A 13,551-nucleotide genomic window follows, 5' to 3' on the forward strand; every position below is an offset into this window, starting at 1 on the left:
GGCGTTCGTTTTATTGCTTTTGGTAGCGCAAAATCGGTTTGCGCGCCGCTTTTGTTTCATCGAGGCGTTTGACAACGGTGGTATGCGGCGCTTCTTGGACGATTTCCGGGTTTTCCTCCGCTTCTTTCGCAATTTGAATCATCGCATCGATAAACGCGTCTAGCGTTTCTTTCGATTCCGTTTCCGTCGGCTCGATCATCATGCATTCATCGACAATGAGCGGGAAATATACCGTCGGCGGATGGAAGCCAAAATCTAGCAAACGTTTGGCGATATCGAGCGTGCGGACACCGAGTTTCTTTTGCCGTTTGCCTGACAAGACAAATTCGTGTTTGCAATGGCGGTCATACGGCAAATCGTAATACTCGGCGAGGCGGCGCATCATGTAATTGGCGTTTAACACGGCATATTCCGCCACCGCTTTTAAACCGTCCGGACCCATGGAACGAATATACGTGTAAGCGCGGACGTTAATGCCGAAGTTGCCGTAGAAAGGTTTCACTCGCCCAATCGCATGCGGACGGTCATAGTCCAAATAATACCCGTTTTCTCCTTTAGAAACGACCGGCTTCGGCAAAAACGGGATAAGATCTGCTTTCACACCGACGGGACCAGAACCGGGGCCGCCGCCGCCGTGCGGGCCGGTAAACGTTTTATGCAAATTGAGATGCACGACATCAAAGCCCATGTCCCCCGGTCTCGCTTTGCTTAACACCGCGTTTAAATTGGCTCCGTCATAGTACAGCTTTCCGCCAGCATCATGCACGATTTTTGCCATTTCTAAAATATTTTCCTCAAACAAGCCGAGCGTATTTGGGTTTGTCAGCATGAGCGCCGCTGTATCCGGGCCAACGACGCGTTTTAAATCTTCTAAGTCAACTAGACCGTCTTCCGTCGATTTGACCGTGATGGTTTCAAAGCCGGCGACCGTGGCAGAAGCCGGATTCGTTCCGTGAGCCGAATCAGGAACAATCACTTTCGTCCGCTGAAAATCGCCGTTTGCCTCGTGGTACGCGCGAATCATCATCAGCCCCGTCCATTCGCCGTGCGCTCCTGCCGCCGGCTGCAACGTAACCGCGTCCATTCCGGTGATTTCTTTTAAATGCTCCTGCAAATCGTACATTAACTCGAGCGCGCCTTGCACCGTTTCCTCTGGCTGAAGCGGATGGATATGGGCAAATCCCGCAAGGCGGGCGACATCCTCATTGATTTTCGGATTGTATTTCATCGTGCAAGAGCCGAGCGGATAAAAGCCGGAATCAACGCCGTGATTCCGTTTCGATAGCGCGGTGTAATGGCGCATAATATCAAGCTCGGACACTTCTGGAAGTTCCGGTTCCTCTGTGCGAATATAATCGGCCGGCACGACATCTTCGACACGGACAGCTGGAACGTCTAATTCCGGCAAGCTGTAGCCAATGCGGCCCGGTTTGCTTAATTCAAAAATAAGCGGCTGATCTTTATGCATGGCAATCCCCCAATTCTTTCACGAACGTGTCGATTTCTTCTTTTGTCCGCAATTCCGTTACCGCAATTAACATATGGTTTTGCAATTCTGGATAATCGCGGCCGACATCGTAGCCGCCGATGATTCCTTTTTGCAGAAGCTGCTTATTGACTTCCGCTACCGGCTTATGAAGCCGGACAACGAATTCGTTGAAAAACGGGCCGGCAAACGGCACGTCAAATCCGTGTTTGATCAATTCATTTTTTGCGTACTGCGCTTTTTGTATATTCATCGTCGCCATTTCTTTGATGCCTTTTTTGCCGAGCGCCGTCATCGCCACAGATGCGGCGAGCGCGTTCAGCGCTTGGTTCGAGCAAATATTGGATGTCGCTTTATCGCGGCGAATATGTTGCTCGCGCGCTTGCAATGTCAGCACAAACCCCCGGCGCCCTTCTTCGTCTGTCGTCTGTCCGACAAGGCGGCCCGGGATTTTCCGCATTAACTCGGCTTTAACGGCAAAATAGCCGCAATGCGGTCCGCCAAATTGCATCGGAACGCCAAGCGGCTGGACATCGCCGACGACGATATCTGCGGCAAATTTTCCGGGCGGTGCAAGGATGCCGAGCGCAAGCGGGTTGCTCGCGACAACAAACATGCTTTTGCCGCGATGAGCGACTGGCTCGATGTCTTTTAGCGGTTCGATTTGTCCGAAAAAGTTTGGATATTGGACGATGACGCAAGCGACCTCATCATCCATTTCTGCCTTTAACGCTTCTAAATCTGTTACGCCATGTTGAAACGGAATCTCCACCACATGAAGCTGCTGCCCTTTTGCGTATGTTTTCACGACATCGCGATATTCCGGATGGACGGTTTTCGCTAGCAGCACTTTTTTCTTTTTCGTATGCGCCGCGCTTAATAACATCGCTTCCGCCAGCGCCGTACCGCCATCGTACATGGAAGAATTGGCCACATCCATCCCCGTCAGTTCGCAAATCATCGTTTGAAACTCGAAAATCGCTTGCAATTCGCCTTGCGAGATTTCCGGCTGATACGGGGTATACGCCGTGTAAAATTCCGAACGAGAAATCACATGATCGACAATTGCCGGAATATAATGATCGTACACTCCCGCTCCTAAAAAAGACGTATATTTTTTCGCATCCGCGTTTTTCTCGGCAAGCGCGGACAGTTCTTTGAACAGTTCTGGCTCGGATTTCGCCTTTTTTATGTTATACTCCCCGCGAAACCGTACGCTTTCTGGAATATCGGCAAACAAATCATCAATCGAATCAACGCCAATTACTTTCAACATTTCCCGCTTATCTTCTTCTGTCATCGGCAAATAACGATGAGGCATGTTCATTCTCCCCTTTCCCCTTTTACTTCGCCCGCTTGTAAAACGGCGTCGTGACTACTTTTGCTTTTAGCCGTTTGCCGCGGATCTCGATCTCGACTTCCGTATTGACCTCAGTAAATTCCGATTTTATAAGCGCTAAACCGATATTTTTCTTTAACGTCGGCGATTGCGTTCCTGTCGTAATAAAGCCAATTTCTTCCCCATTGGCAAATACTTTATAACCGTGGCGCGGAATTCCTTTGTCCATCATTTCGATGCCGGCCAGTTTTCGCGCTGTTCCCTCTTCTTTTTGTTTTTTCAATACATCTTTTCCGATGAAATCGGCATCTTTGTTCGTTTTCACGGCAAATCCAAGCCCTGCCTCAATTGGCGTAATATCTTTTGACAACTCTTGGCCGTAAAGCGGCAAGGCCGCTTCAAAACGGAGGGTATCGCGCGCACCGAGCCCGCATGGAAGCACGCCTTCTTCTTTTCCCGCTTCCAAAATCGCTTCCCAAAGGGCGATCGCATCTTCTGCGCGGCAATAAATTTCAAATCCGTCTTCCCCGGTATAACCCGTGCGGGAAACAAGCGTTTTGATTCCGTTCATGCTTACCTCATCTTGAAACGAGAAAAATCGGATTGCCGATAACTCCGTATTCGTTAATTTTTGCAACACTTGTTCTGCAAGCGGCCCTTGCAAAGCAAGTTGGGCAATTTCCTGGGAGATGTTGGCTAGCTCCACATCGCCAACCAAATGTTCATTCAGCCATGCAAAATCTTTCTCGATATTGGCGGCGTTGACAACGAGAAGATAATGGCCTTCCGCTTTTTTATAAATTAACAAGTCGTCCACCGTTCCGCCATCTTCATAACACATTAGCGTATATTGCGCACGGCCATCTTTTAATTTCGCTACATCGTTCGTCATCATTTTTTGCAGAAACGAAAGGCTGTCGTTTCCTTTGACGACAAACTCCCCCATATGGGATACGTCAAATAAGCCGGCGCGCGTGCGTACCGCTTCATGTTCTTCTTTAATGCTGGAAAATTGCACAGGGAGCTCCCAGCCGCCAAAATCGATCGTTTTCGCACCATAACGCTCGTAAACAGCGAATAACGGCGTGCGTTTTAGCATTGCGTTCCCTCCTAAATTTTTACATAAACGCAAAAAGGACAGACTCCCCCCTCTCATGATGAGTGAAGGCTCTGTCCTGGCACCTGAAAGTTTCCCTATTTGACAATAGGTTTCCTCTTTGGTGGTTCACGGATCGTGAACACTCTCCAGAGCTGCGTCAAACAAGAGTCTTTTTGCCTGAGAGATTCGCGTTTCCGCTTGCTCCTTCGGCGCTACGTGACGTAGTCTCTCCCCTTGTTCTCATCCGCCACGATATATAATTTTCAAGAAAATGGGCACACTATTAAAAAATCGCAAAATAAATTTTAACTTTCTAACTTTATTAATATACTACCATCAAAAAATCGATCACGGCAATAAAAAATAACCGAACTTTTCATCATTATAAAACAATAAATAACGATTATAATACGTATATTTAAAAAATATGTAAATATAATTATTCGTGAAAATGAAAGGGAGGGTATGGAGGCAATGGTCGACATCGAAATGGACGAAACGTGGAAGAAGGAATTTATTGAACGAGTCGAAAAAGACGGCCCTTGGTCAAGCTGGGAAATGTACGAGTTAGCGCTGGAATCCGCCATGCATTTGAGCATTCCCGAGTTTGACGGTCTGCAGGCGCCAAAACATTTGCCGCATTTGACCCCGCTTCCGCACCAGCTGGAAGTCGCAAAGCAAGTCATCGAGAACATGAACGGAAAAGCGATTCTCGCTGATGAAGTCGGGCTTGGCAAAACGATTGAAGCAGGGCTTATTTTAAAAGAATATATGATCCGCGGATTAGTCAAAAAAGCGTTGATTCTCGTCCCTGCCTCACTTGTATCACAATGGGTAACGGAGCTAAACGAAAAGTTTTTTATTCCTGCGGTGCAACAGAGAAAAAGCTACGTCTGGGAACAATGCGATGTCGTCGTCTCCTCGATCGACACGGCCAAAAAAAGCCCGCACCGGGAAATCATTTACAAGCAACAATACGACATGGTCATTATTGATGAAGCGCATAAGCTGAAAAACAATAAAACAAAAAACTATGAGTTCGTCCAAAATTTAAAAAAGAAATTTTGCTTGCTCTTAACGGCGACACCGATTCAAAACCGGATTGAAGAAATTTTTAACCTTGTTTCCTTGCTGAAGCCCGGGCATTTAGGAAACGCCGAATATTTTGCAAAAACGTACGGAAAAACGCGCGCGCTCCAAACAAATGAACATTTAAAAGCACTTGTGAATAAAGTGATGATTCGCAACCGCCGCGTTGATACCGGCATCGAATGGTCGAAGCGCCACGTAAAAACCGTGCTCATCGAATTTACGAAAGAGGAACGGGAATTGTATGAGGCGGTACAAGCGTTAAAATACGACGGAGCGCTTCTATTTGACAAACCATTTTCGCTTATTACGATGTTGCGGGAAGCATGCAGCAGTCGTGAAGCGTTATTTGTAACCGTAAAAAATATGCTGGACAAGCACGAAGGAGAAATTCCAGATTCTTTTAGCAAGCTAATGGAAAAAATCAACACTGTTTCTACCAATTCAAAGGCGGAAAAAGCGCTGCAGCTCATTCAATCGATTCAGGAAAAAGTGATTATTTTTACTGAATATCGGGCGACCCAGCTGTATTTACAATGGTTTTTAAAACAGCACGGCATCACTTCCGTCCCGTTCCGCGGCGGATTTAAACGCGGAAAAAAAGACTGGATGAAAGAGTTGTTTAAAAATCACGCGCAAGTTTTTATCGCAACAGAAGCGGGAGGAGAAGGAATTAATTTGCAATTTTGCCGCCATGTCATCAACTATGACTTGCCTTGGAACCCGATGCGACTCGAACAGCGAATCGGCCGCGTTCATCGTCTCGGGCAGACAAGCGATGTGTACATTTACAATTTCGCTGTAAAAAATACCGTGGAAGAACATATTTTGACGCTGTTATATGAAAAAATCCGCCTATTTGAACGAGTGATCGGCCAGTTGGACGACATTTTAGCAAAAATGAATTTCGCCAATTTGGAACATTATTTACAAGACGCGTTTTTGCACTCTCAAAGCGAAGGAGAAATGAAAATTAAAATGGAAAATATTGCCGCGATGATTGAGTTCGCAGACAAGCTTGCCAACGGAGGGGAAACATATGCAGCAACATGAGATTCAGCGATTTTTAGAACGATATTTCCGCGCCAATGAATGCGACATTCTCGAAACGGATGACGGATATATGAAAGTGCAATTGTCGGTAGAAATGGATAAAGAATTAATGAACCGCCCATTTTATTGGCATTATATCGAACGGACCGGAGGGGTTCCTGCTCCGATGCAGCTAACGCTTATTACAAAGCAAACGGAGAAAACAAACTCTCTAGAAGGGGAACGGTTGCATTTTGGTTCACCGCGATTGCATCAAATTTTCCGTTCTGCGCAAAAACGCGGCAGCTTCATCCGCTTATATGAAGAATCGTCTTCTTGCGAACAAACGCACATTCCGCTTCATCCTTGGCTCGGATTAAACGTGAAAATCGCCTACCAGTGTGACAGAAAGAAAGACCATATATTATCACTCGGCTTGCACCTAATTAGCGGAACGATCATCGAACAATTTCATGACCGATTACAAAAGTTGAAGCTTGTCCCGAAAATACCTGATTATTGTTTTACGATTTCCCCGCTCATTAAACCGACAAGCGGTATCGGCCGCTTAGAGCGATACATTCAAAGACGCATCTCTCAAGACGATCATACATGGGCGGAACAAGCAAAAAAAAGATGGGCGGAAGATTTGGCGCTTCTCGATCATTTTTACGAAGGAATGGAAGAAAAGCCGGAATGTTATTATATTGAAAAAGAAGCGCTCAAAGAGCAATATAAACCGCGAATTATCGTTTCCGTCATTAACGGCGGGCTGTTTTACTTGCATCCCCGTACCTAATCTTTTATTCCATCTTTTTTGCTAGTTCCGCCATTCTAAAAAGTGAGGACGTCCCAAAAGTAATGGGACATCCTTCTGTTCTACCATATATACGCATCAAGCAATGAAAGGAAACATACATTGTGGTTAAGACAACCTTTTGAGTCATCCTCTTTACGAATGCCGCCGAAACAAGAGGCGAACGGAGATAGGAATCAGCCCAAACCATCGGTACGCCAGCGGCGGCTTCTCTCGCTTGCGCTGCATCCGTTTTTTAATGCGCTCTTCTTTCGGCATATCCATATAAGTTACGAACTGTTGCGTGAAAAACTTTACGTAATCGTTTGTCGACATATATGCCGCCTCCCTTTTCGTTGATCAAGTCCTGATATTGTGTAAATTTTCATTTCTTGGTCCAGCGAATTGACGTTTTGGAAAAATCAAACTGCTTTTTGTCGCTTCGTTTTACACAAATTCCGGGACTTGATCTTTTCGTTTAGCTTTTCCATTCTTTTTTTGTTTTAAACGTTGTTGCGATTTCTTTTGCTATTTTCTCCGCTGTTTGATTTGTGGATTATATATCCCCCTCTCTATAAGGGAGCCATTTTTCTGAAAATCATTTTCATCCATCATCTGTCACTTATTGCAACTGCTTTGTTTTCCACCTAATCCAGTTGAATCAATGCGCCGCCCTATCGCTTTTTTAAAGCATAAGATATGTTTCGCAATCGCTAGCCGTTTACGGCGAATGATTTTCCGTCCACTCGATAATATCAAGTGATGGGAATAAAACGACAAACGTGGCGCTATAGCGGATCCCTTCATCAGAATGAGCAGTGATCAACGCTTTTATTTTCATTTCATCAATTTTTTCCCATGTATAATTTGCCTTTCCGACCGGATAAACGAAAACACCCTCATCCCTTTGCAAATCAGGAAAAGCGGCAATCTGATTTTTGACGTCGAAAACGGCCATTTGCATCACCGCATCGACTTCACGAGATTGTTGTTCGTATGCCATTGCTTCCATTTCCACCTGATACAATGCGAGCACATGGGATAGCGCCAACAGAAAGAAAAATGACATCATGACTGTGATTGGAAAAATCACGCCGCTTTGATTTCGCATCACCACCGCCACCTTGCGAAAAAAGTCGTGAAATAAACGCTTCATATGTTTTTCCTTCTGATGACGTTACACGAAGGAAAATTCCACGATTTGTCAATATATATGTGACATTTTCGACAAATTGTAGCGCCGTTTCATTGCCTGTGCCGTTTACTTGTCTGCGAATTGATGATTGATACAGTTCAAAGCTGACTTTCTCCCCTGTAAATTTTTCTAAATATAATGTTGTGCCACTCGTTTTCCACTGTTTCGATTCGTTTAACTCTTTTTTGAGCTGTTGTACGAAAATTTCCCATTCGATGTGATGAAAACCATTAACGTTTTCATACTTAAACAAACGAACATTCAAAAGAAGCGGCAACAAGGATGTCATAAGCAAAACGATCGCCATAACCAACAGCATTTCCAAAAAAGTAAACCCTTTTTCTTGTGAATTGATCATCGTTTGACATACCCACACCTTTCTGCACGACGGCCTGTGTAGTCGTTCCAGCGCACGCATACTTTCCATATATTGTCTTTTTCATAATCAGAACGAATCATAAACGTTGTTCGGCCCTCCACGATCGTTGTTTCTTTTTGTATATTCTCTTCGTATAACGCCGCGTCCAATATTTGTTGCGCTTTTGCTTTTAACGCAATATTTTCGCGTTCTAACATAATTTGTGTAAACAAAGGCAACAATACCGATGCCACGACGAGCAACAGCGCCAAGGCAAAAACAGCTTCTACGAAGGTAAAGCCATTACGCTTTTTGCACATAAAACCTCCCTTTTCCTAATAAAAATACGATTTTATATGTCTTGCCTCTCCCCTTTAACAATAGCGATCCTGCCTTATTGACATTTCCGTTTTCTAAAAAAATGAGCGGCATTGTCAATGTGGTGAGCTGAAATTTCCATTTTCCGGAGATCGATCGTTTTAAAATCGTTTTCCCTTCTTTCATTTCGACAATCCGATACTCCGGATGGTTTTCCGCAAACGTCACCGCTACCGGCGTTTGCTGTGTCATCGCATATTGTTGTGCATACAACAAGTCATCGCGAAGCTGCGTGATGATATACCATTCTGTTTTTTGTTCCGCAGCGCTGTTTAAAAAAGGGAGAGATACCGCCATCAATACGGTGATGGCGGCCAGAACAAGAAGCATTTCGATGAGAGTAAAGCCGTGATTACGCACCGCTTTCACTTACTTCCCCGTCACTGCTGATTTGAATTTTACGGCCGTTTGGGCACTTATCTGACTTAATATACTTTTCGTCGATGAGCTGCTGTATCGTCGGAATTTCGTTATGTTCCATTTCATACGCCTTTACCTGAGCTTGGACGGTGTTTACGAACGCTTCACATCCTTTGTTGTTAATCATTCCATTATGTTTCGTGATATTCGGGATAACGATGAGCAACAAAACAGAAATAACCATTAACACGATTAACATTTCAATCAACGTGAACGCTTTTTCATTCATGGAAATTCCCTCCTACAAATGACTCATCATTGAAAACATCGGAAGCAAAATCGCTAAATACATGCAAATAACAAGAACGCCCACGAACGAAAGCAATATCGGTTGAATGAATTTCATTGACCTTTCTATCCGTTCTTCCATTGTTTGAAAGATAAATTCGCCGTAGTGGCTTAATTCCTTTGCCAATTCCCCGTTTGACTGCCCATGGCGAACAACAAGCGCCAGTTCTTGTTCATAGTACATGCGCGAGGCGATAATTGCATCTAATGTGATTCCTTTTACAAGCTGTTCCTTCATCCCTTTTCCTTCCTCTTGCAAAAACGGCAGCTTTTCTTGGCGCGCAAATACTTGCAACGCTTCGTAAATCGATAAACCGCCTTGCAATAAATGTCGTAATTGCATCGCGAACATATGCGTAAAATACAGCCTCGCAAAAGAACGAATCAGCGGAATTTTCATTACGATATGGATTTGTGCAGTGACCGTGAGCTTTTGAAACCAGCTGACGTATAAAAGAAGGCAGACGATGAGCAAAATGCAGAAAACAATAAACATGTCGGGAATGGTAGAAACAATTTGAAGGAAAAAAGAAGTAAAAGAGGAGCGAGAAGAAGTTAGAAATGTAGAAAACTTAAAAAATTGAGGAAGCAGCATATGTTGCACGACCGCTAGCATCATTACCATAAAGAGAAGCAAAAGAAGCGGATAGCTGCTAGTTTTCCGAAGCCTTTGCAAATAATCAGCCTTGTGTAACAGCATTTTCCCTGCTTCCGCGATTCCGTGCGGCAAATCCCCGTGCTGTTCCGCGAAAAACAAGTAGCCGATTGCTTCGCGATGAAAATGAAGCGGATCAAGCGATCGATAAAACGGCAGCCCAGAGCGAAGATGCTCCAAACAGCGCTGTAAATCCCGACGATGGGAAAGCGGTTGCTGCATTTCTAAAAATTCGAGCGCCTGCGACAATGAATACCCTTTTTCAAGCAAGTCCCCAAGCCGGACTAAAAACGTCCCTTGCTGGCGCAGTGACCATTTTCGTTTATTCATTTTCTCCCCCCTTGTCGCCAAGAAGGCGCGGCGGCAAAAATCCGAGGGCAACGCCTTTTCGAATAGCGTGTTGCAACGTATAGTAATGATGCGTTTTTCTCCCGCTTTGTACGGATTGAATTGCGTCAGACAGCTCGTCCCCATACAGCAGTTCGTGAACGGCAGCGCGGCGAATTTTGCGATGTTTGCGGCAAAATAGCGAGCAATGTTCGCCGCAAAACGGGCATACTAAGTCGACAAGCCGCTGCGCCGTCACGGCAAGCAGCGTTTGCTCAATATCATGAAGCGGAATCCCAAATTCACGCAAACGGTAAATCGCCCCAACCGCGTTTTTCGTATGCATGGTTGACGCAATCAAATGTCCTGTAATTATAATAGAACAATACAGAAGGCCGGAGTCTTACTCCGCCTTCTTTTTTATGATGGACAAAAAAGGCCTACTCAAAGCGAGTAGGCTTATTTGTTCAATGCTGGATGAATAAAATATTGTTGAGCGACAGTTTCAAAATTGTTGTAGTCGAAGTTTTCCCAGTTGATTTTATCTGCTGTCTGACGGTCAATCCCAACCCTTAAAATCGTTCCATCTGATTCGTTTCCGTATTTATCAACTAGCGTAAATTCCCATATTAAGAGCGCTTTACTAACTTCATTGTTTTGAAATAATTTCTCGAATACTTTTTTGGAATCCGAAAGAGCTCTACTTTTCAACATCTTCGCCGTTAAATTATCGTCAGCATATAGCTTCACTGTCACGATTTTGTCATTTTTGTCCGTCGTTCCAGCATCATTATTAATTTTAATATCGATGATTCGTTTCTTATCTGTATTTGTTTTCTCTCCTAATTCTTCAATAACGATGTTTTTCACTGCTTCATCCAGTGTTTTTGGTTTGCTTGACGCTTGCTTTGGTGTGTCCGCCGTTGCATCGAACGCGATAATGCAAGCCAATGAAGCAAATAACGGAATCAATGAACGTTGAAATAACTTTTTAGCTCCCTCTTTTTTCTTTACGGCATAGATTGCCCCTCGAATCACATACACAACAAAAACGATGAGTCCTAAAAATCCGATGGTCAAAAAAATACCGCTCATACCGTTCCCCTCTTTTCTTTACTTTTTATACGTTTACACCATATCACAACCAACACAAAAATATTGTCGAATTATGTAGAAAAACAAAAAAATCCCTGCCTTTTGGCAGGGATTCATTACTTCAACAACCCTAAACGATCAAGAATTACTGCTAATTGTGCGCGTGTGACAGGTTCATCTGGTTTGAATTGACCATTACCGTATCCTTTAATAATTCCTTTTTCCATTGCTTTTTTAATACTTGTCTCTGCCCAATGACCTTTAATGTCGTCTTTTTTTGTCACTGCTTGTACCTCCTTTACTTGCGGTGGTTTCTTCCCTGCTCGTAAATCAGCAAGCGACAATCCGAATGTGTATTGGAAATGCGGATAATCTTTAAATGATCTCCAATCCCCTCCCCATTCTAAGCCAAGTGACTTTCCAAGCTGACCGACACGTTTCCATTTCTCGTCTACATTCCAGTTCACGCTACCGTCGGGATTCAATACCGCAAAATCAAAGGCAAGTCCGAAATTGTGATACGAATAGCCGCCTTTGGCGTTGGTCACAATTTTGCCAGGCTTCGTGCGACCTTGTGCGTATAGTTCGTTTTGTTCTTCGATCGAGCGAAAGCCTTGAGTGATGATAATATTAATTCCTTCTTTATACGCTAAAGAAATGAGCTGACGTGCTTTAGCTGCAACGGTAGGATGAACGCCTTTTAATTTCTTATCCGCCTTTTCTAAGAGTTCTTTAAGACCGATGGTCATTATCTATCCCCTTTCTTTTCAAGCGCATATTTGATTGCCGCCACTGAACCAATGCCATATAACGCATATTGAAGTCCTTTAACTAATACTTCAAAAGAAAAAGCGTTGCTTTCAAAGGCTGCAAAAGCAACGCCTAGCACAACTGCAATAATTGGAATAAAACGATTAGGAATGTTTGCCGCTTCACGAATGGCATAAAGTAAAACGGCTAGTGCTACGTACGCCGTAAATTCAATAGATAAGATTGCTTCCATCATTTTAACCCTCCTTGAATAATAAACGACAGCACCGCTCCAACGATGCCGCCAATAATAAGTCGTAAAATCCACGTTGTGTTACTTTTGATCGTTGAAATGTCCTCCTTCATGTCGCGGATGTTACTCTCCGCAACGGCTAAACGAGTCTTAATATCGACAACATCATTGCGGAGCATGTCCACATCTGTTTCCAGTTTAGCGACACGTTGTTCCATGAGATCACACCTTTCTAAACTATTGCTGTTGTACCGGAGCGATCAATTTGATCGCTTGTTTGTTCACAATGACATTCCCAACCGCAATCATCATGATTTTCGGGTCGTTCATTTTTTGGGCTAGATCAGCCGCATTATAATCTGCAATATCCGCCGTAAACGACATACCGTCATGCAAAAAGATTTGAACTGTCATTATTTCATCCTCCCTTTAAGCTGGTGTGTATGGGATATATCCGATAAGTGAGCCGCCCAAGTACAGGTTTAAACGCTGTCCGGTCGTATAGATACCGAGACGAATCGCCTGCCCAGAACTCGGTTTAACATATTCATAGTCCGAATGAACATGTCCGGAGAAAGAGAACGCGCTGGCGTGATAGCCGTCTAGCATATCGGCGTTTTGACAGTACGTTGGAGCGTTATCGCCCCAAATAATTCGATATGCTGTAGAAAAGTCTATTGTTGTCGTTCTTCCGCCTCCAGGCAAATCAAATCGAATCCCTAAACCGGAGCGTAGAAAAATTTCGCCCATGCAGTCGATAATTAAAGAATCACTGCCAGCAGGTGAATTTATGGATGCGGCTGATCGAAAGTTGATCGCCTTATCACCGGAATAATCGAATGGTTCGCCAACCCATAGGGCGCTGTTTACTCTCGTGATTCCATCCAAGTTAATCTTCTCCGCCTCAATCGTCACGGTCGTTGGCGTCTGATTAATCCGCGAGACAATCTCGGCTCCGTTATAGTCAGAGTAGGATACTTTTTGTTCAATT

General features: G+C 44.2%; 19 protein-coding genes and 1 riboswitch. Of the genes, 2 read left to right on the forward strand and 17 right to left on the reverse strand.

The window, feature by feature from the left end; genetic code table 11:
- Window positions 1-10: 10 nt before the first annotated feature.
- Genes gcvPB through gcvT form a run of 3 tightly spaced genes read right to left on the reverse strand, consistent with a single transcriptional unit; the run spans window position 11 to window position 3,924 of the window.
- Entirely contained in the window at window positions 11-1,468 is a 1,458-nt protein-coding gene (gcvPB, locus tag BM278_RS06745) for an aminomethyl-transferring glycine dehydrogenase subunit GcvPB (RefSeq protein WP_090948594.1), read from the reverse strand.
- Window positions 1,461-2,807, reverse strand: coding sequence for an aminomethyl-transferring glycine dehydrogenase subunit GcvPA (gene gcvPA / locus BM278_RS06750; protein WP_090948612.1), 1,347 nt, complete (start codon window positions 2,805-2,807; stop codon window positions 1,461-1,463). Before gcvPA ends, gcvPB begins: the two co-directional genes overlap by 8 nt.
- Window positions 2,808-2,829: 22 nt before the next feature.
- A complete protein-coding gene (gene gcvT / locus BM278_RS06755) occupies window positions 2,830-3,924 on the reverse strand; it encodes a glycine cleavage system aminomethyltransferase GcvT (protein ID WP_090948595.1) in 1,095 nt (364 codons plus the stop codon).
- Window positions 3,925-4,079: 155 nt separating this feature from the next.
- Window positions 4,080-4,168: riboswitch (glycine riboswitch) on the reverse strand.
- Window positions 4,169-4,398: 230 nt separating this feature from the next.
- Between gcvT and BM278_RS06760 the strand changes: the two genes are divergently transcribed.
- Window positions 4,399-6,066, forward strand: coding sequence for a DEAD/DEAH box helicase (locus tag BM278_RS06760; RefSeq protein WP_090948596.1), 1,668 nt, complete (start codon window positions 4,399-4,401; stop codon window positions 6,064-6,066).
- On the forward strand, window positions 6,053-6,844 hold the full coding sequence (locus BM278_RS06765; protein ID WP_090948597.1) for a YqhG family protein: 792 nt from the start codon (window positions 6,053-6,055) through the stop codon (window positions 6,842-6,844). Before BM278_RS06760 ends, BM278_RS06765 begins: the two co-directional genes overlap by 14 nt.
- Before the next feature lie 153 nt (window positions 6,845-6,997).
- Here BM278_RS06765 and BM278_RS06770 read toward each other — a convergent pair whose 3' ends face one another.
- The 14 genes from BM278_RS06770 to BM278_RS06830 form a co-directional block, all read right to left on the reverse strand.
- On the reverse strand, window positions 6,998-7,177 hold the full coding sequence (locus BM278_RS06770) for a YqzE family protein (protein ID WP_090948598.1): 180 nt from the start codon (window positions 7,175-7,177) through the stop codon (window positions 6,998-7,000).
- A gap of 385 nt (window positions 7,178-7,562) precedes the next feature.
- Window positions 7,563-7,844, reverse strand: a complete 282-nt coding sequence (comGG, locus tag BM278_RS06775; protein WP_244151106.1) for a competence type IV pilus minor pilin ComGG — start codon at window positions 7,842-7,844, stop codon at window positions 7,563-7,565.
- Window positions 7,819-8,394, reverse strand: coding sequence for a competence type IV pilus minor pilin ComGF (gene comGF / locus BM278_RS06780; protein ID WP_244151107.1), 576 nt, complete (start codon window positions 8,392-8,394; stop codon window positions 7,819-7,821). The genes comGG and comGF overlap by 26 nt, the downstream gene beginning before the upstream one ends.
- Window positions 8,391-8,714, reverse strand: a complete 324-nt coding sequence (comGE, locus tag BM278_RS06785; RefSeq protein WP_090948600.1) for a competence type IV pilus minor pilin ComGE — start codon at window positions 8,712-8,714, stop codon at window positions 8,391-8,393. Before comGE ends, comGF begins: the two co-directional genes overlap by 4 nt.
- Window positions 8,698-9,141: a competence type IV pilus minor pilin ComGD gene (comGD, locus tag BM278_RS06790; RefSeq protein ID WP_090948601.1), complete on the reverse strand. Its 444-nt coding sequence runs from the start codon at window positions 9,139-9,141 to the stop codon at window positions 8,698-8,700. Before comGD ends, comGE begins: the two co-directional genes overlap by 17 nt.
- On the reverse strand, window positions 9,125-9,421 hold the full coding sequence (gene comGC / locus BM278_RS06795; protein WP_090948602.1) for a competence type IV pilus major pilin ComGC: 297 nt from the start codon (window positions 9,419-9,421) through the stop codon (window positions 9,125-9,127). The genes comGD and comGC overlap by 17 nt, the downstream gene beginning before the upstream one ends.
- Window positions 9,422-9,433: 12 nt before the next feature.
- Entirely contained in the window at window positions 9,434-10,465 is a 1,032-nt protein-coding gene (gene comGB, locus BM278_RS06800; RefSeq protein ID WP_090948603.1) for a competence type IV pilus assembly protein ComGB, read from the reverse strand.
- Window positions 10,458-10,823, reverse strand: a complete 366-nt coding sequence (locus BM278_RS06805; RefSeq protein ID WP_482809930.1) for an ATPase, T2SS/T4P/T4SS family — start codon at window positions 10,821-10,823, stop codon at window positions 10,458-10,460. The genes comGB and BM278_RS06805 overlap by 8 nt, the downstream gene beginning before the upstream one ends.
- A 98-nt stretch (window positions 10,824-10,921) precedes the next feature.
- A complete protein-coding gene (locus tag BM278_RS06810) occupies window positions 10,922-11,557 on the reverse strand; it encodes a hypothetical protein (RefSeq protein ID WP_090948604.1) in 636 nt (211 codons plus the stop codon).
- A 116-nt stretch (window positions 11,558-11,673) separates the two neighbouring features.
- A complete protein-coding gene (locus tag BM278_RS06815; RefSeq protein ID WP_090948605.1) occupies window positions 11,674-12,306 on the reverse strand; it encodes a M15 family metallopeptidase in 633 nt (210 codons plus the stop codon).
- Window positions 12,306-12,563, reverse strand: a complete 258-nt coding sequence (locus BM278_RS06820; protein WP_090948606.1) for a hypothetical protein — start codon at window positions 12,561-12,563, stop codon at window positions 12,306-12,308. The genes BM278_RS06815 and BM278_RS06820 overlap by 1 nt, the downstream gene beginning before the upstream one ends.
- Window positions 12,560-12,778 carry a hemolysin XhlA family protein gene (locus tag BM278_RS06825; protein ID WP_090948607.1) on the reverse strand — a complete coding sequence of 73 codons (219 nt, stop codon included), beginning with the start codon at window positions 12,776-12,778 and terminating at the stop codon, window positions 12,560-12,562. Before BM278_RS06825 ends, BM278_RS06820 begins: the two co-directional genes overlap by 4 nt.
- Window positions 12,779-12,797: 19 nt before the next feature.
- Window positions 12,798-12,974, reverse strand: a complete 177-nt coding sequence (locus BM278_RS18705) for a hypothetical protein (RefSeq protein WP_167359589.1) — start codon at window positions 12,972-12,974, stop codon at window positions 12,798-12,800.
- A gap of 15 nt (window positions 12,975-12,989) precedes the next feature.
- Window positions 12,990-13,551 (reverse strand): hypothetical protein (locus tag BM278_RS06830; protein WP_167359590.1); only part of this gene is annotated, 562 nt, incomplete at its 5' end.

The organism is Parageobacillus thermantarcticus (genome assembly GCF_900111865.1).
In the GTDB taxonomy this organism is placed as follows: Bacteria; Bacillota; Bacilli; order Bacillales; family Anoxybacillaceae; genus Parageobacillus; species Parageobacillus thermantarcticus.

Excerpts from the sequence above, each read along its gene's own strand:
- comGF (WP_244151107.1), bottom strand. The coding sequence starts at position 8,394 with ATGATCAATTCACAAGAAAAAGGGTTTACTTTTTTGGAAATGCTGTTG.
- comGB (WP_090948603.1), bottom strand. The coding sequence starts at position 10,465 with ATGAATAAACGAAAATGGTCACTGCGCCAGCAAGGGACGTTTTTAGTC.
- comGG (WP_244151106.1), bottom strand. The coding sequence starts at position 7,844 with ATGGCATACGAACAACAATCTCGTGAAGTCGATGCGGTGATGCAAATG.
- BM278_RS06820 (WP_090948606.1), bottom strand. The coding sequence starts at position 12,563 with ATGATGGAAGCAATCTTATCTATTGAATTTACGGCGTACGTAGCACTA.
- BM278_RS06760 (WP_090948596.1), top strand. The coding sequence starts at position 4,399 with ATGGTCGACATCGAAATGGACGAAACGTGGAAGAAGGAATTTATTGAA.
- gcvPA (WP_090948612.1), bottom strand. The coding sequence starts at position 2,807 with ATGCCTCATCGTTATTTGCCGATGACAGAAGAAGATAAGCGGGAAATG.
- comGE (WP_090948600.1), bottom strand. The coding sequence starts at position 8,714 with ATGTGCAAAAAGCGTAATGGCTTTACCTTCGTAGAAGCTGTTTTTGCC.
- BM278_RS06765 (WP_090948597.1), top strand. The coding sequence starts at position 6,053 with ATGCAGCAACATGAGATTCAGCGATTTTTAGAACGATATTTCCGCGCC.
- BM278_RS06770 (WP_090948598.1), bottom strand. The coding sequence starts at position 7,177 with ATGTCGACAAACGATTACGTAAAGTTTTTCACGCAACAGTTCGTAACT.
- BM278_RS06825 (WP_090948607.1), bottom strand. The coding sequence starts at position 12,778 with ATGGAACAACGTGTCGCTAAACTGGAAACAGATGTGGACATGCTCCGC.
- comGC (WP_090948602.1), bottom strand. The coding sequence starts at position 9,421 with ATGAATGAAAAAGCGTTCACGTTGATTGAAATGTTAATCGTGTTAATG.
- BM278_RS18705 (WP_167359589.1), bottom strand. The coding sequence starts at position 12,974 with ATGACAGTTCAAATCTTTTTGCATGACGGTATGTCGTTTACGGCGGAT.
- gcvPB (WP_090948594.1), bottom strand. The coding sequence starts at position 1,468 with ATGCATAAAGATCAGCCGCTTATTTTTGAATTAAGCAAACCGGGCCGC.
- gcvT (WP_090948595.1), bottom strand. The coding sequence starts at position 3,924 with ATGCTAAAACGCACGCCGTTATTCGCTGTTTACGAGCGTTATGGTGCG.
- BM278_RS06815 (WP_090948605.1), bottom strand. The coding sequence starts at position 12,306 with ATGACCATCGGTCTTAAAGAACTCTTAGAAAAGGCGGATAAGAAATTA.
- BM278_RS06810 (WP_090948604.1), bottom strand. The coding sequence starts at position 11,557 with ATGAGCGGTATTTTTTTGACCATCGGATTTTTAGGACTCATCGTTTTT.